General features: G+C 63.9%; 16 protein-coding genes. 10 read left to right on the forward strand and 6 right to left on the reverse strand.

Features of this window, described 5'->3' with window-relative positions; genetic code table 11:
* The first annotated feature begins 344 nt into the window (after positions 1-344).
* Entirely contained in the window at positions 345-3,185 is a 2,841-nt protein-coding gene (secA, locus tag ML401_RS03000; protein ID WP_285809689.1) for a preprotein translocase subunit SecA, read from the forward strand.
* Positions 3,186-3,444: 259 nt separating this feature from the next.
* Positions 3,445-4,971, forward strand: coding sequence for a sensor histidine kinase (locus ML401_RS03005; protein WP_285809690.1), 1,527 nt, complete (start codon positions 3,445-3,447; stop codon positions 4,969-4,971).
* Here ML401_RS03005 and ML401_RS03010 read toward each other — a convergent pair.
* Positions 4,922-5,419 (reverse strand): response regulator, encoded by a 498-nt coding sequence (locus tag ML401_RS03010; RefSeq protein WP_285809691.1) that lies wholly within the window; start codon positions 5,417-5,419, stop codon positions 4,922-4,924. The two genes, ML401_RS03005 and ML401_RS03010, sit on opposite strands and share 50 nt — an antisense overlap.
* Before the next feature lie 260 nt (positions 5,420-5,679).
* Between ML401_RS03010 and ML401_RS03015 the strand changes: the two genes are divergently transcribed.
* The gene (locus ML401_RS03015) at positions 5,680-6,093 is read left to right on the forward strand and encodes a DUF6006 family protein (protein WP_376717404.1); all 414 of its coding nucleotides are present in this window, start codon (positions 5,680-5,682) and stop codon (positions 6,091-6,093) included.
* A 131-nt stretch (positions 6,094-6,224) separates the two neighbouring features.
* Here ML401_RS03015 and ML401_RS03020 read toward each other — a convergent pair whose 3' ends face one another.
* From ML401_RS03020 to ML401_RS03035, 4 genes are all read right to left on the reverse strand, one after another.
* Complete coding sequence (locus ML401_RS03020; protein WP_285809692.1) at positions 6,225-6,713, reverse strand: hypothetical protein; 489 nt, start codon at positions 6,711-6,713, stop codon at positions 6,225-6,227.
* Between the two features lie 5 nt (positions 6,714-6,718).
* Entirely contained in the window at positions 6,719-7,312 is a 594-nt protein-coding gene (locus ML401_RS03025) for a hypothetical protein (protein ID WP_285809693.1), read from the reverse strand.
* Positions 7,313-7,397: 85 nt separating this feature from the next.
* Entirely contained in the window at positions 7,398-8,603 is a 1,206-nt protein-coding gene (locus tag ML401_RS03030) for a tetratricopeptide repeat protein (RefSeq protein ID WP_285809695.1), read from the reverse strand.
* Between the two features lie 84 nt (positions 8,604-8,687).
* Positions 8,688-9,131, reverse strand: a complete 444-nt coding sequence (locus tag ML401_RS03035) for a MarR family winged helix-turn-helix transcriptional regulator (RefSeq protein WP_194405604.1) — start codon at positions 9,129-9,131, stop codon at positions 8,688-8,690.
* 179 nt (positions 9,132-9,310) lie between these two features.
* Here ML401_RS03035 and ML401_RS03040 point away from each other — a divergent pair, with 179 nt between their 5' ends.
* The 7 genes from ML401_RS03040 to ML401_RS03070 all read left to right on the forward strand — a co-directional run bounded on the left by ML401_RS03040 (position 9,311) and on the right by ML401_RS03070 (position 16,805).
* On the forward strand, positions 9,311-10,495 hold the full coding sequence (locus ML401_RS03040) for a substrate-binding domain-containing protein (RefSeq protein ID WP_212065754.1): 1,185 nt from the start codon (positions 9,311-9,313) through the stop codon (positions 10,493-10,495).
* 152 nt (positions 10,496-10,647) lie between these two features.
* Positions 10,648-12,162: an amidase gene (locus ML401_RS03045; RefSeq protein WP_285809697.1), complete on the forward strand. Its 1,515-nt coding sequence runs from the start codon at positions 10,648-10,650 to the stop codon at positions 12,160-12,162.
* Between the two features lie 36 nt (positions 12,163-12,198).
* Positions 12,199-13,056, forward strand: a complete 858-nt coding sequence (locus ML401_RS03050) for a branched-chain amino acid ABC transporter permease (protein ID WP_285809699.1) — start codon at positions 12,199-12,201, stop codon at positions 13,054-13,056.
* 2 nt (positions 13,057-13,058) lie between these two features.
* Positions 13,059-14,276: a substrate-binding protein gene (locus tag ML401_RS03055; RefSeq protein WP_211420009.1), complete on the forward strand. Its 1,218-nt coding sequence runs from the start codon at positions 13,059-13,061 to the stop codon at positions 14,274-14,276.
* A gap of 19 nt (positions 14,277-14,295) precedes the next feature.
* Positions 14,296-15,390 carry a branched-chain amino acid ABC transporter permease gene (locus tag ML401_RS03060; RefSeq protein ID WP_285809701.1) on the forward strand — a complete coding sequence of 365 codons (1,095 nt, stop codon included), beginning with the start codon at positions 14,296-14,298 and terminating at the stop codon, positions 15,388-15,390.
* The gene (locus ML401_RS03065; RefSeq protein WP_285809703.1) at positions 15,380-16,111 is read left to right on the forward strand and encodes an ABC transporter ATP-binding protein; all 732 of its coding nucleotides are present in this window, start codon (positions 15,380-15,382) and stop codon (positions 16,109-16,111) included. The genes ML401_RS03060 and ML401_RS03065 overlap by 11 nt, the downstream gene beginning before the upstream one ends.
* Positions 16,104-16,805: an ABC transporter ATP-binding protein gene (locus tag ML401_RS03070; protein WP_211420011.1), complete on the forward strand. Its 702-nt coding sequence runs from the start codon at positions 16,104-16,106 to the stop codon at positions 16,803-16,805. The genes ML401_RS03065 and ML401_RS03070 overlap by 8 nt, the downstream gene beginning before the upstream one ends.
* A 22-nt stretch (positions 16,806-16,827) precedes the next feature.
* Here the strand turns inward: ML401_RS03070 and ML401_RS03075 are convergent, their stop codons facing one another.
* On the reverse strand, positions 16,828-17,316 hold the full coding sequence (locus tag ML401_RS03075; RefSeq protein ID WP_285809707.1) for a hypothetical protein: 489 nt from the start codon (positions 17,314-17,316) through the stop codon (positions 16,828-16,830).
* Between the last annotated feature and the right edge of the window lie 16 nt (positions 17,317-17,332).

Here is a 17,332-nt window from a genome sequence, read left to right on the forward strand (position 1 = left end):
TATGTTGAAGCAGGGGGCTGCTCGAAGCGGGGCGGACACTCGCCCAATTCAGGGGGGCTTGGCAACGCGAAAAGTCTGTCAAAATGATGAATTAGCCGCAATGCGCCCGCCGTTGACAAGGCCCTGACCGGGCCATATCTCTGCCCGGTCGCGACCATGGCGATGGCGTTTATTTTGCTGCGTTTTTGGCCGTTGAACCCAGACTAGCCCAATTCCCACCCATATGGCGGACGACCCCCCGCAGTCCGGGCTCTGACGCCACCAGGCGTCACGGTGAGTTGATAGGCAGGCGGGGGGCAACTTCTTAGGCCAACGCGGTTAAATCGCGAACACAGGAACCAGGCATGATCGGCGCGCTCGCCCGCAAGTTTTTCGGCTCCGCCAACGACCGGCGGGTGAAGGGATATCAGTCCCGCGTCAACGCGATCAACGCGCTGGAGCCCGAAGTTTCCAAACTTTCCGACGAGGCGCTCAAGGCCCGCACCGCCGAGTTCAAGAAGCAGCTTGCCGAGGGCAAGACGCTGGACGATCTCCTGGTGCCCGCCTTCGCCACCGTGCGCGAGGCCGCCAAGCGCACGCTCGGCCAGCGCCATTTCGACGTCCAGCTGATCGGCGGCATGGTGCTGCATGAGGGCGACATCGCCGAGATGAAGACCGGCGAAGGCAAGACGCTGGTCGCGACGCTGGCGGTCTATCTCAACGCGCTCGCCGGCAAGGGCGTCCATGTCGTCACCGTCAACGACTACCTCGCCCGCCGCGACTCCGGCTGGATGGGCCAGATCTACGGCTTCCTTGGCCTGACCACCGGCGTGATCGTGCACGGCCTCGACGATGCCGAGCGCAAGGCGGCCTATGCCTGCGACATCACCTACGGCACCAACAACGAATACGGCTTCGACTATCTGCGCGACAACATGAAGTACCGGCTCGAGGACATGGTCCAGCGGCCGCACTTCTATGCCATCGTCGACGAGGTCGACTCGATCCTGATCGACGAAGCGCGGACGCCGCTGATCATCTCCGGTCCGCTCGACGACCGCTCCGACTTCTACAACACCATCGACAGCTTCCTGCCCAAGCTCGACAAGTCCGACTACGACGTCGACGAGAAGCAGCGCACGGTGACCCTTACCGAAGCGGGCATGGAGAAGATCGAGGGGCTGCTGCGCGATGCCGGCCAGCTCAAGGGCGAGTCGCTCTACGACGTCGAGAACGTCTCCGTCGTGCACCATATCAACCAGGCCCTGCGCGCCCACACGCTGTTCACCCGCGACAAGGACTACATCGTCCGCGACGACGAGGTCGTGATCATCGACGAGTTCACCGGCCGCATGATGGCCGGTCGGCGCTATTCCGAAGGCCTGCACCAGGCGCTGGAAGCCAAGGAGCACGTTACGGTCCAGCCCGAGAACCAGACGCTGGCCTCGATCACCTTCCAGAATTACTTCCGCATGTACGAAAAGCTCGCCGGCATGACCGGCACGGCGCTGACGGAAGCCGACGAGCTGTTCGACATCTACAAGCTCGAAGTCGTGGAAATCCCGACCAACCTGCCGGTCGCGCGTCTCGACGAGGACGACGAGGTCTACCGCACCCAGAACGAGAAGTACGCCGCGATCCTGACCGAGATCGAGCGCGCCAATGCGCGGCTCCAGCCCGTGCTGGTCGGTACCGCCTCGATCGAGAAGTCGGAAGTGATCGCCGAATACCTCAAGAAGCACGGCTACCGGCAGATCGATTTCGGAAACGAAAATTCGATGCAGAAGCTGTACGCGGCGGCCCGCGCCGGCAAGCCGGCAAAGCTGTTCGCCGTGCTGAACGCACGTTTCCACGAGCAGGAAGCCTACATCGTGGCGGAAGCCGGCGTGCCCGGCGCGATCACAATCGCGACCAACATGGCCGGCCGCGGTACCGACATCAAGCTCGGCGGCTCGCTCGAGATGCGCATCCAGCAGGAGACCGCAGGCATCGAGGACGAGGCCGAGAAGGCCAGGAAGGTCGAGCAGATCAAGGCCGACATCGCCCATTTCCGCGACATCGTGCTGAAGGCCGAGGAGACGGTCGAGATCGAGCCGGCGAAGGGCTCCAAGCCCGCCAAGACCGTGAAGAAGCCCGGCGGCCTCTACATCATCGGCTCCGAGCGCCACGAATCCCGCCGCATCGACAACCAGCTGCGCGGCCGCTCCGGTCGTCAGGGCGACCCCGGCCGCTCGAAGTTCTTCCTGTCGCTGGAAGACGATCTGATGCGCATCTTCGGCTCGGATCGCCTCGACAGCATGTTGCAGCGTCTCGGCCTGCAAGAGGGCGAGGCCATCATCCATCCCTGGATCAACAAGGCACTCGAGAAGGCGCAGCAGAAGGTCGAGGCGCGCAACTTCGACATCCGCAAGAACCTGCTCAAGTTCGACAACGTCCAGAACGACCAGCGCAAGGTGATCTTCGACCAGCGCGTCGACCTGATGAAGGACGATAGCGTCGCCGAAACCGTCACCGACATGCGCCACGCCTTCATCGACGATCTCGTCGCCAAGCACGTGCCCGAGCATGCCTATGCCGAGCAGTGGGACGTGGCCGGCCTGAAGGACGAGCTGAAGCGCGTGCTCGATCTCGACCTGCCGGTCGACGAATGGGCCAAGGAAGAGGGCATCGCGGACGAGGAGCTGCTCAACCGCATCGAGACCAAGGCCGACGAGCACATGGCGGCCAAGGTGGCGCAATGGGGTCCCGACGTGATGCGTTACGTCGAGAAGACCATTCTCCTGCAGACGCTCGACCATCTCTGGCGCGAGCATCTGATCATGCTCGACCATCTGCGCCAGGTCATCGGCCTGCGCGGCTACGGCCAGCGCGATCCCTTGCAGGAGTACAAGACCGAGGCCTTCAATCTCTTCCAGGAGATGAGCGCTCACTTACGCGAGGCGGTCACGGCGCAGCTGATGCGCGTCGAGATCGTTCCGCCGGAGCAGGAAGCCCCCGTCCTGCCGCCGATGGAGGCGCACAAGTTCGACCCGAACACCGGCGAGGACGAGATGGCGCTCGCCAGCGTCACGCTTGGTGCGCAGGCCACCGACGCCGCGCTGCGCGATCCGAAGAACCCCACCAGCTGGGGCAAGGTCGGCCGCAACGAGGATTGCCCCTGCGGTAGCGGCAAGAAGTACAAGCACTGCCACGGGCGCTATGCCTGATCGGAGAACCCGCCGGCCCGCGCCGGCGGTTCGATCAAGTCCCTGTCCGTGCTCGGCACGGATGGAACCCTCTTTCACACATGTTGTTATCCCGGCATGACCTTGCGGGCGTGCGCTCGCTTCGCAAGGGGACAACGCTGTCCGCGCGCCTGACCTCGTGACCATAGGAATGCAAGTCGGGACGGCTTAACGTGGAGGCGCCATCATGCCGGGCGGCATCGCTCGATGACGGCGCAGGCACCGGGGTTAAGGCCGCTTGATGAGTTCCACAGACTATTTCCCGCCATCCAGAACCGAAATCCTCGACGCTCTCGAGCTCGAAGGCCTTGCCGATGAAGCGGGCTTCGGCGAGCTGACGCGCTTCACCGCGGCGCTGTGCGAAGCTCCGATATGTCTTGTCAGTGTGGTCGGCGAAACGATGCAGCGCTTCGTGGCCAAGCATGGTCTCGACGTGTCCGAGACGCCGCGCGAATCCTCCTTCTGCGCGCACGCCATGCTTGGGTCGGACCTGATGGTCGTGCCCGATGCCACCCGGGATCCGAGGTTCGCGGGCAATCCCCTGGTCACGGGCGACCCGTTCATCCGGTTTTACGCCGGTGCGCCGCTCCAGACGCAGGACGGTTTTCCGCTCGGCTCGCTCTGCGTCATCGATCGCGTGCCCAGACCTGGCATGACGCCGCTGCAGGAGCAGGGCCTGCGTGTTATGGCCGCCCAGGTGGTGGGTGCGATGGGGTATCGCAAGACCACGAAAAGGCAGCAGGCCAGCGAAGCGATCGCGAAGCAGGCGCTTTCTGAAACCGAGCAGAAGTTCCGCATTCTGGCCGACACCATGCCCCAGATGGTGTGGTCGACGCTGCCGGACGGTCATCACGACTACTACAATGCCAGATGGTACGAGTTTACGGGCGTGCCGGAAGGCTCGACCGACGGCGAGGGCTGGAACGGCATGTTTCATCCGGACGACCAGGACAAGGCTTGGGAGCGCTGGCGGCATTCGCTGCGGACCGGCGAGCCCTACGAGATCGAATATCGCTTGAGGAACGCCGAGGGTAATTATCGCTGGACTCTCGGACGCGCTTTGCCGATCCGCGATGCCGACGGCAATATCACCCGCTGGTTCGGAACCTGTACCGACATCCACGAGCAGAAGCTCCTGATGGAGCAGCGCGAGATGATCAGCCAGGAGCTGAGCCACCGCATCAAGAACATCTTCTCCGTGATCAATGGGCTGATCGGCCTTTCGACACGCACACATCCGGAGCTGAAGGGTCTGGCGGACGAGTTGCGTTCGCGCATCATGTCGCTCGGCAAGGCGCATGATTTCGTGCGTCCGCACAGCGCCCGCTCTCAACCGACCTCGAACCAGGCGACGCTCAAGGGGCTTCTGGAGCAGCTTCTGTCGGCCTATCAGTCGGAGGCGAAGCGGATCCTGATCACCGGCGATGACTTCCGCATCGACGATCGCTCCGCCACCCCCCTGGCGCTGTCGTTCCACGAGCTCGCGACCAACGCGGCGAAGTACGGCGCGCTCTCGACGCTGGACGGACGCGTCGCGGTGGACGTCAGCGAAGCGGGCGATGATGTCGTCGTCGCGTGGACGGAAAGCGGTGGTCCGCAGATCAAGTCGGCGCCTGCGGTGGAAGGCTTCGGCTCGAGGCTGATCACCTTGAGCATGTCCAGTCAGCTCGGCGGGAAGATGTCCTACGACTGGAATCCCGAAGGGCTCCGGGCCATAGCTATGATTCCAAAGACCTCGATGAGCCGTCCGGCGCCGCAAAGAACGTGACGTCCGGAGAACGTGGTTGAGGCGCCTCGCCGGCGGCGTGATGGACCGCGGTCAGGATCGCATCATCGCTGAAGGGCTTGCGGATGAAGCCGATCGCCGTCTCCGCACGGGGCGCAATCTGCGCGGGATTGGCGGTGACGTAGACGATCTTTGTGCCGTATTCGCGCGACAAATCGAGCGCGATCTGCGGCCCGGTCGAGCCGTCGCGCAGATTGATATCGACCAGCGCGATTTGCGCCTGGGGGCCCGCTTCCAGGGCCTCCTTGCGATCCGCCGCGATCGCGGCAACGCGATAGCCCGCATCCTCCAGGATACGAGCGATGTCGCTGGCGACAAAGATTTCATCTTCGACGATCAACACTGCGGGTGTCATTCGCGACCCATAATTGGCCTCAACAGACGGCGGCTCAACGGACTGTTCCCCGCATGGACGGAGAACAGGCTTCAACCCGCTGTTCCGCCTTTTGTTCCACATGCCTGCCGCACCCGATCGGCCGATCGCCGGCCGCAGGGGGACCGTCAATTCGAGCTGTCGATCAGGCTCTCCAGCAGTCGCTTGAGCTCGCTCGTCGGCGGCGGTCGCGCGGATCCCAGGCGATAGAGCAACGTGTCGGAGACCCCATCTTTGCCGCTGCTCTTTGTGAACTGGATCACCGCAACAAAACTCGATCCGTGTTTTGATTGAGGCGCATCACGCGGCCCGACAAAATGGAGCCCAGATCCAAACGCGCCCTGCCAACGGCCATTTGTGTTCTTGCCCTGAGTTTTTACGCGTGCGGTCCCGCCGCTGCGAGCCAGGTGGGCGGATGGTGGGGGGGAACATGGTCGTGCAACATCGACGGCCGCCCGGCGCGGATGAATTGGGCCGCCGTCGATGACAGTCAGACGACCTGCGACGGCGGCACTTGCACCAGCACGTCGGGAGCACGCTGGTCTGGCAGGTTCTCGGACAATGGCTCGCGATGGGTGAAGCTGACAAATGCACGCAGCGGAGCGCAGGGCGGCGTCTACTTCAACCATGCCGATGGCAATCAATGGTACTTGGCCAAGCCGGTCAGCAACAAGGCCGTGGGCTGGACGACATGGAACGGCCAACGCTACCGCCTCTCGTGTTGGCGATGATGTGCGAATGCATTGCATTGAACGGCAAATGAGCGTTTGCGCTCGGCAAAGCGCCACGCATCGATTCACGAAGCCTAATTCGAATTATCGATCAAACTCTCCAGCAGTCAGGAAGATCGCGACGAACGACGTTAGCGCCCACATCGCTCGATGCTGCCGCGCCAGCCCGGTGCGTCGATCCTCGGAAGCTGATAGCTCGCGGTCTTGCTCGAAATCGTCAACGGCGACGCTCCCTCCATCAGGTCGAGCAGTTGCTTCTCCACGCGCTTCCAGCGCTTTCCGAACAGCTCGGGGTCCTGCCGCGAGAAGCCCAGATCCCATTGCACGAAATTGGTCAAATCATCGTCCTCCCCCTCGATCTCGCCGACCAGCTTCATGGTCTTGCGGCCGTCGCCGATCATCAGAACGGCCTTGCCGGCGCGTGCTGCCTGGCCCGGATATTTTGCGTGCAGGCCGAAGGCGCGGCCGCATCCGAGGACGAAGGTCAGCTTTCCGTTTTCCGAGTAGCTCAGGGAGGGAAGCTCCCGGTTGTCGAATTCGAGCTTCCACGACCCTGCCGCAGCAAGAGCGGGGCCGGCAACGAGGCAAAGGACGATCGTCAGGATAGATGGTCTGGACATATGCCTCACCACTCCTCCTCCGTTTCAGCTTGATCGAGCGCCCGCGCGATCGTGAAGCGGCCGCTGTCCCTCGCTTCGATCTTGCCGCGATGGAAGGCCACGATGTCCGCGAAGGGGTACCCGAGGTCCTCGGTGGCCAGTTGCGATGCCAAACCCTCGGCAGCTTCCCAGCGTTGCGCCCGCCGGAGCACGTCGAGCAGCAGCAGACGCGTGTCGATCGACTTGATCGTGCGCCCTTCGAGATGCGCGGCCGCCCGCAGGCGCAACGTGAGTGCTTCGGACGCTTGCTCTTTGTTGTCATCGGCGACCCAGGCCGCGCAGAGCGTGTTCAGGAAGGCGGATCTCCTGTCGCCGTAATAGGCGTCCTGCGCCGCGCGAACCAGAAAGCGGCGCGAAGCCGGGTCGGCCAGGGGATCGAGGCAGGCGGCCCGGAATTCCGGTGTGGCGACGAAGCTGCGTGCCTTGGCGTCGCCCTTGTCGATGATCGGAGCGACGTAACCGCAAAAGGGGCATTCCTGCAGCCAGTCCTCGACGGTAGCGCGGAACATTCCCGGCGGGCGCTGGTCGAGATCTGGTGAGCCCCAGGAGTTCGAACTCATGAGCTCGCAATGCTCCGACTTCTTGCCGCAGCAATAGCATTTCCGAACGCGGGTGTCGTAGCTCGTCATGTGAGATCCGGCGCGACTACGCTCCCCATCGCTTGCTCAAATTGCGGCGAAACATCTCCGACGCCTGGACCAGTCTTTCCAGCACGCCTTCGCCATAGAGCACGGACTTGTTGCCTGCATAGTCCATGATCGCGTTGCGAAAGATCGGCTTCCTCGCGCCGAGGAAATTCTGCAGCAGTTCGAAGCCCCGCTCCAGCATGGGCTCGGTGGCCTCCGATCCCGCATCCGCATATCCCACGGCCAACTCGGCGAGAATCCAGAGCAGGGCAGCCGCATCCTCGCCATAGGCCAGCTCGCTTATCGAAAGCAGACGTTTCAACAGAGGCTCGGCCGTCCGGAATTGCCGGCAGTCCACATAGGTCCGTATCATCTCTTCGAGGGCGACCTGCACCTCGACACTATCAGGTCCAAATCGCTTCTCCAGCATGCCCAGGCCGAGCTTGAAAGCGGCGACTGCCTCCTCGATGCTTCGTCGGCTGCTTCCGGGCCTTTGCCGCGTGCTGGCATTGGCGTGGACAATCGCGGAGGCGAGCAGGCACCTTGCGACTTCCTCGCTGCGCTTTCCGAAGACTTTCTGTTTGAGGCTGAGGCTGCGTTCGAGATCCGCCTTGGCGTCCGTCCACTTCTTCACGTGCGTGCTCGTCTCGGCCAGCAGATCGACGGCGGCAGCGACCTCGGCGCTGTGCGCGCCATGAAGCTTTTCCTTGATGGAGATGCTTCGCTCCAGCAGCACCCTGGCCTTCGCATACCCCCCGCTCGATGCGTAGCCCCTGCCGAGCGCTTCGCATTCCTCGGCAACCGCTTCACTGTCTTCGCCGAAGATTTCGGTCTTGATCGCCAGCCGCCGCAGCTGAAACGGCTCGATATGCTCGAAGTCGGCGCGACTTGCGTGACCGATCCATTTATCGAGGTCGGGAAGGACTGACCTCGGCCCATGCAGGCTTTCGGCGATCGTGATGCCGCGCTCGAGAAAGGGAGCCGCGTCCACGGGATCCTCATAATCGCAGATCACCCGGACCAGCGATCTCAGGGCCGTTGCCACCTCGTCGCTGACTGGTCCGAAGCGCTTTTCGAGCCCGGCAATGTGCTCGAGATGCCGGGGTGCGTAGAAAGACGTCATGGCCGGCCTCAACCTCCGTCCCAATGAGGCGCCTTGGCCAATATGCCCAATGCCGCGCTCCCCCGGTTGCTGTGTCGCTCCAGCATGGACGGCATGCGCCAAAACGCAAGAGCTGCGGGCGCGTTTGAGCGCAACTAGGCGCCGGGCAGGGCGACAGGCGGTGAGGTCGCTCGGCGAAGCCGGCGCCTAATTCGAGCTGTCGATCAGGCTCTCCAGCAGCCGCTTGAGCTCGCTCGTCGGCTTGTCGCCGTAGCTCTCCAGGATGTGCTCCTCCTGGTCCACCGCGAGCGAGTTGAGCTTCTTGCTCAGCACCTTGCCGCGGTCGGAGATGAACATCAGCACCTTGCGGCGGTCGTTCGGATCCTGCACGCGATAGACCAGCGTGTCCGAGACCATGCGGTCGATCATCTTGGTCAGGGTCGGATGGTTGAGCAGCACGGCCTCCGCAAGCTCGCCCATCGAATGGCCGTTGCCATCCGACAGCACTTTCAGGATGCGCCATTGCTCGACGGGAACCCCTTCCTTGCTCAACCGCAGTTCGAGCTGCCGGTTGATCTCCCGGTTGGCTTGCGCGAGCAGGTAGGCGAGGTGTTCGGTGATCGGGATGTTTGCTTTGGTCGGTTTTGCCACGGCTAAGACTTCGTCTTGACCCAAATGAGTGAATGTCTTGCAATCAATGCTGCATCTATATGCACTTCAATTGTTGAAGTTTCAATATTTTCAAAATAGGATGATTGCCCAACAATAGGGCGGGTGCCGCGGCCGCCCGCAGAATGTGCTTTCAGGTCTGGTCCCAGACAGGAGTTGGCGTGCGCGCGACGGTGAACTTCCCGGCTCACGGCGGCCCGGCGTTGCCGCCGTCTTTGCTGTTCAGGAATCTGTCGTCGTCGGCAGCCGGCGGCGCGTTGTCGCCGAGCGACCACGCCTTGTTCAAACGGCGCGGTGCCAACAGGCTGCGCATCGGCGGCTTCATCTGCTGCACCGGATCGCCGGGCGTCTGGGGGCCCTGCGCCACCAACAGCGCGCAGCTCGCCGTCGCCGAGATCAACAAACGCGGCGGCATCCTTGGCCGCGAGATCGAGCTGTCGATCTACGACGCCGGCGGGCCGCTGGATGAGGTTCTGGACCGTGCCGAGCAGGCGATCGCGTTCGACGAGGTCGATCTGATCGTCGGCTTGCACACCAGCGCGGTCCGCGTGGCCTTGCGCGACGTCACCACGCGCCATCGCATCCCCTACATCTACACGCCGGTCTACGAGGGCGGCGAGCGCACGCCCGGCGTGATGGCGATCGGCGAGACGCCGCGCTGGCAGAGCCGCCCCGCCATCCACTGGCTTGCCGACGTCAAGAAGGCCCAGCGCTGGTATCTGATCGGCAGCGACTATGTCTGGCCGTGGCAATCGCACCGTGCGGTCAAGAACTACATCAGGGAAACCGGCGGCCAGGTCGTCGGCGAAGAGTTCGTTCCCCTCGGCGAGGACAATCACGAGCCGCATCTGGCGCGCATCCGCGCCGCCAAGCCCGATGTCGTGCTGATCTCGCTGATCGGCACCGACAGCATCACCTTCAACCGGGCCTTCGGCGAATGGGGTCTTGGCGCCACGACGCTGCGCCTTGCCGGGGCGATGGACGATACCGTGCTGCTCGGCATCGGCGCCGACAACAGCGAGAACATGTTCTGCGCCTCGGGCTATTTCACCGGCACCGGCACGCGCGCCAATGACGACTTCCAGAGCCGCTATCGCGCGATGTTCGGGCCGAATGCGCCGCCGATCGGCTCGGTCGGACAGTCGAGCTACGAGGGCTTGCGCTTCCTCGAGGCTGTCGCGAACAAGGCCGGCTCGTTGTCGATGGGCCCGATGCTGGTGGCCGGCCGCAACATCGTCTACAGCGGCGCCCGCGGTCCGGTCACCGTCCGCGACGGACGCGCGCGGATGCCGATGCATCTTGCCGAGGCCGACGGTCTCGACTTCAAGCTGATCAAGCCGATCTGACCGCGCCGCGGCAATCGGCGGGGCCCGACTTGCAAAATAATACTTGAAAAGGAAAATATTTCCGTTTTGAATGTTTGGGCGAGGCCGCCGGTGCGTGCATCGCGCCGGGGCGGCCACGCTCCAGTTCGCCAAAGAAACTTCAGGAGAGCGCCGTGACAGTTGCCCTTCCCACGCCAGCCCAACTTCGCAGTGTCGCCGAGCAATGCGGCCTATCGCTCACCGACGAGGACGTCACCTCGTTCCGCGGCCTGATGCAGGGCTCGATCGAGGCCTACAATCTCGTGGCCGCGATGCCGGACGAGCTGCCGGAGGTGAAGTACCCGCGCACGCCGGGCTATCGGCCCTCGATCGAGGAGAACCCGCGCAACGCCTGGTATCGCAAGTCGATCGTGAAGGGCGCCGCCAGCGGCAAGCTCAAGGGCAAGACCGTCGCGCTGAAGGACAACATCATGTTGGCCGGCGTGCCCATGACCAACGGCTCGTCGACGCTGGAAGGCTATGTGCCCGATTTCGACGCCACCATCGTCACGCGCATGCTGGATGCCGGCGCCGAGATCAAGGGCAAGGTGCATTGCGAGCACTTCTGCCTGTCCGGCGGCAGCCACACCGGCTCCTACGGGCCGGTGCATAATCCGCACAAGATGGGCTACTCGGCCGGCGGCTCGTCGTCGGGCTCCGGCGTCGTGGTCGCGCTCGGCGAGGTCGACATGGCGATCGGCGGCGACCAGGGCGGCTCGATCCGCATGCCGGCCTCGTTCTGCGGCATCTACGGCATGAAGCCGACCTGGGGCCTCGTGCCCTATACCGGCATCATGCCGATCGAGATCTATGTCGACCACACCGGGCCGATGACTGCGACGGTCGCCGACAACGCGCTGCTGCTCGAAGTGCTCGCCGGCGACGATGGCTACGATCCGCGCATCAAGGCGCCCAAGGTCGAGGAGTACACCAAGGCGCTTGGCCAGGGCGTCAAGGGCATGAAGATCGGCATCGTCAAGGAAGGCTTTGAGCAGCCGGTCGCGGAGGCCGCGGTGAACGAAAGCGTGCGCGAGGCGGCCAAGCGCTTCAAGGATTTGGGCGCCACCGTCGAGACCGTCTCGATCCCGATGCATCTCTTGGGCGGCGCGATCTGGACCCCGATCGGCACCGAGGGCCTGACCCAGACCATGATGTTCGGCGATGGCTACGGCCTGTCCCGCGGCGATCTCTATTCGACCTCGCTGATGGACTTTCATCGCGGCTGGCGCCGGCAGGCCGATTCGCTGTCCGAGACCACGAAGCTGTTCATGATGCTCGGCACCTACATCAACAACAATTTCGGTCCGCGCTTCTACGGCAAGGCGCTCAACATCTCGCGCCGGCTGACCGCAGCCTACGACAAGGCGTTCGCGGACTACGACCTCCTGCTGATGCCGACCACGCCGATGAAGGCGACCAAGCTGCCGGAGCCCAATGCCAGCCGCGAGGATTACGTCGCCCGCGCGCTGGAGATGATCTCCAACACCGCGCCGTTCGACATCACTCATCATCCCGCGATGTCGCTGCCTTGCGGCATGGTCGACGGCCTGCCGGTCGGCCTGATGCTGGTCGGCCGCATGTTCGAGGAATCCACCATCTACCGCGCCGCCCACGCCTTCGAGCAGATCGGCGACTGGAAGAAGATGTGAGGAAGGCTTCGATGCCGACGGACGGGACAGCAACGCATGGCTAACGCGTTCGTCGCAGCGTTCGAGATCCTGAGCTTCGGCGCGATCATCGTCCTGATCGTGCTGGGGCTCGGGATCATCGCCAGCATGATGGGCATCTTCAACTTCGCGCAGGGCGAGTTCGTCCTGCTCGGGGCCTACGTCACCTATCTCGCCTACGCCAAGGGCCTGCCGATCTGGGCCGGCATGGTCGCCGCACCGTTCGTGGTCGGCGGGCTCGGCTTCGTGCTGGAGGCGCTGATCATCCGCCGCTTCTATGCCGCGCCGATCGTCGCCATGCTCGGCACCTACGCGCTCGGCCTGATCATCCGCGAATCCGTTCGCGGGCTGATCGGCGGCTTCTATCTGACCGTGCCCGAGCCGATCGGCGGCTCGATCGACATCGGCGCGATGCACATCTCGGCCTGGCGCTTCACCATCATCGTCATCACGCTCCTGGTGATGGGGGGCTGCTATCTGCTGCTGTCGCGCACCAGCTTCGGCTTGCGCGTGCGGGCCACGCTGGAGAATCCGTCGCTGGCGCGCGCCTCCGGCATCTCCACGCCGCTGATCTACGGCGCCACCTTTGCCTTCGGCGCGGCGCTGGCCGGACTTGCCGGCGCGCTGATCGTGCCTGTCTTCAGCCTGTTCGCCGATCTCGGCCTGCGCTTCCTGATCCAGGGCTTTGTCGCGGTCATGGTTGGCGGCGTCGGCTCCTTCATCGGCCCGGTCGCGGGCGCCGGCGTCATCGGCACGCTCAGCGCGGCGCTGCCCTGGGTGATGGCGCCCGTCGTCGCCGACGTCCTCGTCTTCGTGCTCGCCATTGTCTTCATCAAATTCCGCCCGCAGGGCCTCATCGCTGGAAAAGGGGTTTAGTCATGTTCGATCGCACGCAGCTCTCCCGCCGCCGCTTTCTCTCCAATTTTGCCTTTGCGTCCGGTGCGGTTGCGACCGGCGTCGGCAGCTGGGTGATCCCCGCGCCCTGGGCCAATGCGGCCGAGGCGCCGATCAAGGTCGGCATCGCCACCGACCTCACCGGTCCCATCGCCTATGCCGGCAATGCCGACGCCAATGTCGCCAAGATGGTGATCAAGGAGATCAACGCCGCCGGCGGCCTGCTCGGCCGTCCGCTCGAGCTCTATATCGAGGACACCGCCTCCAACGAATCCGTCGCCGTCGGCAACGTGCGAAAGCTGATCCAGCGCGACAAGGTCGACATGGTCTTGGGCGGCATCACCTCCTCGATGCGCAACGCGATCAAGGATCCGATCGTGGCGCGTGGCAAGACGCTCTACATCTATCCGCAGCTCTACGAGGGCAAGGAGTGCACGCCCTATCTGTTCTGCACCGGGCCGACGCCGGCGCAGCAATGCGACGAGTTCATCCCCTGGCTGATCAAGAACGGCGGCAAGAAGTTCGCGCTGCCGAGCGCCAATTACGTCTGGCCGCACACGCTCAACGTCTATGCCCGCAAGGTGATCGAAGCGAACGGCGGCGAGGTCGTGTTCGAGGAATACTACCCGCTGGACCAGGTCGACTTTTCCGCGACCGTCAACCGCATCGTCTCCAACAAGGTCGACGTCGTCTTCAACACCGTCATTCCGCCGGGTGTCGGCCCGTTCTTCAAGCAGCTCTATGAAGCCGGCTTCCTCAAGAACGGCGGACGGCTCGCCTGCGTCTACTATGACGAGAACACGCTCAACATCAATCAGGCTGCGGAGATCGAGGGGCTGGCCAGCTGCCTCGACTATTTCAAGGTGCTGACCAAGGAGAACCCGTTCGACGCAAAAATCCAGGCGGCCTATGAAAAGGATTTTCCGGGCAACTTCCTGTTCGCCGCCGGCAGCGCCGCGACCGGCACCTATCGCGGCCTCAAGCTGTGGGAAGCCGCGGTGAAGGAAGCCGGCAAGATCGACCGCGAGTCGGTTGCCGCCGCGCTCGACCACGCCAAGATCGCCGAAGGTCCGGGCGGGCCTGCCGAGATGGTCCCCGGCAAGCGCCATTGCAAGATGAAGATGTACACCGCGGTCGCCAAGGCCGGCAATTACGAGATCGTCGCCCGCAGCGAAGGCCTCGTCGATCCCAAAGAATGCTAAGGCGGAATGCTGAGGTGGAATGCTGAAGCCGATGAGTGTGGTAAGAGAGGCCATCGCCGACGACGAAGCGGGCGACGGGATGGCTGAACGCGGGGCGGCGGAACAGGCCGGGGACCGGGTCAGGGCCGGACGAAAAGTCCTGCCGATCGTGGAGGGCGTCGTGCTGGTCGCGGCGCTGGTCGCGCCGCTGGTGCTGCAGGACTATCTCACGGTGTTCGCGACGCGCGTGATCATCCTCGCGCTGTTCGCGCTGTCGTTCGACCTGGTCTGGGGCTATGCCGGCATCATGAGTTTCGGCCAGGCCCTGTTCTTCGGCTCGGCCGGCTATGGCGTCGCACTGCTCGCGCGCGACCTCGACATCACCAACATCCTGCTGGTGCTGCCGGCGGGAACGCTGATCGGCCTCACCTTCGCGCTGCTGCTCGGCGGCTTCCTGCTGCTGGGCCGGCATCCCTCCAGCGTGATCTTCGTTTCGCTGGGCACGCTGACCGGCTCCTACGCCGCCGATCGGCTCGCGCGCGGCTGGTATTATCTCGGCGGCCAGAACGGCATCCCCTCGATCGCGCCGATGACGCTCGGCGGCCACGAGTTCACGGAAGGGCCGGCGTTCTATTATCTCGTGCTCGGCATTCTCGTCACCGTCTATCTGCTCTGCCGTTTCCTGGTGCGCTCGCAATTCGGCCTCGCGCTCGCGGGGCTCCGGGAGAACGAACAGCGCATCGCCTTCTTCGGCTACAAGGCGCAGCACCTGAAGGCGATCATCTTCACCATCGGCGGCGGCGTCGCCGGGCTCGCCGGCAGCCTCTATGCCTTCCACGAAGGCTTCGTCTGGCCCAACATGGTCGGTGTCGTCGTCTCGACGCAAGTGGTGCTCTACGTGCTGTTCGGCGGCTCCGGCACGCTGATCGGGGCCGTCATCGGTGCCGTGATCGTCGAAGGCGTCAGCTTCTGGCTGTCGGACAATTACCGCGACGTCTGGCCGATCATTCTGGGCTTGTTGCTGCTGCTCGTGATCCTGTTCCGTCCCCTCGGCCTGATCAGCTTTGTCCTCGGCGAGCGCGAGCGCGTCGGCAGCTTCGGTGCCAAAGCAAAAGAGAAGCGCCATGCTCCTTGAAGCCGCCGGCATCAAGAAGATCTTCGGCAAGCTCACCGCGCTCGATGGCGCGGCGCTCAGCGTCGGCGAGAACGAATTCCACGGCCTGATCGGCCCGAACGGCTCCGGCAAGAGCACCTTGATGAAGTGCATCGCCGGCGCAGAAGTGCCGACCACAGGCAAGGTCTCCTTCGTCAACACCGACATCACCGCATTCACGCCGACCGAGCGCGCGCGGGCCGGCATGAGCCTGAAGTTCCAGATCACATCCGTGCTGCCCTCGCTCACGCTGTACGACAACATCCTGCTCGCGTTGCAGGCGCATTGCTCGCTGTTCGACCTGGTGTTCTCGCGCACGCGCGGCGCGCTGCACGACCAGGTGATGTCCATGCTGACGCAGTTCCGCCTGGCCGATCGCGCCTTCGATGCGGCGGCGGCGCTGTCGCACGGTCAGCAGCAATGGCTGGAGATCGCGATGGCGCTCGCGGGCAAGCCGAAGCTGCTGCTGCTCGACGAGCCGACCGGCGGCATGAGCCTGGAGGAGCGCCGCGTCACCGGCGAGCTGCTCCAGCCGATCAAGCAGCATTGCTCCATCGTCATCGTCGAGCACGACCTCGATTTCATTCGCGACATCTGCGATCGCCTCACCGTGCTCGACCAGGGCAGGGTACTGGCGTCGGGCACCGTGTCCGAGATCCAGGCCAACACATCCGTCCAGGAGATTTATCTGCGCCGTGCCTGAGCAACAATTTCTCAACATCAGCCATCTCGACGCCGGCTATGGCCGCAGCCAGGTGCTGTTCGACGTCAACCTCGGCATTCCCTGGCGCGGCGGCGTCGCCGTGCTCGGGCGCAACGGCGCCGGCAAGACCACGCTGATGAAGACCATCGTCGGCGAGCTGCCGGCGTGGAACGGCGAGGTCGCCTTCGACGGCCGCGACATCAGCCGCCGTGCCACCCAGGAACGCGTGCGCGCCGGCATCGGCTATGTGCCGCAGGAGCATTCGGTGTTCGCGCGCCTGTCGGTGCGCGACAATCTCGCGGTCGGCTCGCTCGCGAACAAGGACGCCTCTGCCGTCGACCGCGTACTGACGATCTTCCCAAAACTCGGCCAGCGCCTCGATCAGCCCGCCGGCACGCTGTCGGGCGGCGAGCGCAAAATGCTCGCCATCGGCCGCGCCATGTTGGGGGATCCCAAGCTGCTGCTGCTGGACGAGCCGACCGAAGGCGTCTGGATCGGCGTCATCGAGGAGATCACCGAGCGCCTGATCGAGCTGGCGAAGACGATCGCCGTCATCATCGTCGAGCAGCACCTCGATTTGGCGCTCCGGGTCGCCGAGTATGCTTATGTGCTGGACCGCGGCAGGGTCGCGTTGCAAGGCGAGGCCGGCGAGGTGAGGGGCAATCCGGAGCTGATGCGGTATCTGGCGCCGTAGCTCGAACCGCCGGGACCTGGGATCATCTGCTCGTCTTCTGAAGAGCCGCGATGCGTTTTTGCACGTGGGCCGCCAGGTCTGAAAAGGGCAGGCATGAATTCGGGTACGGAGTCATCGCGCCCGATGTCTTGTCCTCATTCTCCCCGATGAGTTCCTTGAGCTGATTGATGTCGGTGGAGTTGAGCCGATCCATGCAGGCCGAGGCTTTTATCGCGCGTGTGACGATCTCGATATCGTTCGTCAGGCGAAGGATCTGGTACTTGACGATCGACCGTTCGAATACCTCGAGAGCCTTCTTGTAGTCTCCGGCCTTGTAGAGCTCGTTGCCTTCTCTCCATATGGCGGCTCCGTCATTGTGGATCTGCTTTTGCTTCGCAGGGTCGGTCACGGGTGCGTAATTCTTCGGCTCCCAGTAATCGCCCGCCCAGGCGGCCGACAGGATCGAAACCGCGGCGAGAAAGAGGGTGCCGACCGAAACCGAAAGGCGAATGGTGCGAGAGGACCGAATCAAGGGGAGCTCCTTTTAG

The organism is Bradyrhizobium sp. 62B, from assembly GCF_030272265.2.
Lineage (GTDB): Bacteria > Pseudomonadota > Alphaproteobacteria > Rhizobiales > Xanthobacteraceae > Bradyrhizobium.

Bases quoted from the DNA above. Each gene is read 5' to 3' on its own strand.
- ML401_RS03025 (WP_285809693.1), bottom strand. From the start codon at position 7,312: ATGAGTTCGAACTCCTGGGGCTCACCAGATCTCGACCAGCGCCCGCCG.
- ML401_RS03015 (WP_376717404.1), top strand. From the start codon at position 5,680: ATGGAGCCCAGATCCAAACGCGCCCTGCCAACGGCCATTTGTGTTCTT.
- ML401_RS03020 (WP_285809692.1), bottom strand. From the start codon at position 6,713: ATGTCCAGACCATCTATCCTGACGATCGTCCTTTGCCTCGTTGCCGGC.
- ML401_RS03050 (WP_285809699.1), top strand. From the start codon at position 12,199: ATGGCTAACGCGTTCGTCGCAGCGTTCGAGATCCTGAGCTTCGGCGCG.
- secA (WP_285809689.1), top strand. From the start codon at position 345: ATGATCGGCGCGCTCGCCCGCAAGTTTTTCGGCTCCGCCAACGACCGG.
- ML401_RS03055 (WP_211420009.1), top strand. From the start codon at position 13,059: ATGTTCGATCGCACGCAGCTCTCCCGCCGCCGCTTTCTCTCCAATTTT.
- ML401_RS03065 (WP_285809703.1), top strand. From the start codon at position 15,380: ATGCTCCTTGAAGCCGCCGGCATCAAGAAGATCTTCGGCAAGCTCACC.
- ML401_RS03005 (WP_285809690.1), top strand. From the start codon at position 3,445: ATGAGTTCCACAGACTATTTCCCGCCATCCAGAACCGAAATCCTCGAC.
- ML401_RS03060 (WP_285809701.1), top strand. From the start codon at position 14,296: ATGCTGAAGCCGATGAGTGTGGTAAGAGAGGCCATCGCCGACGACGAA.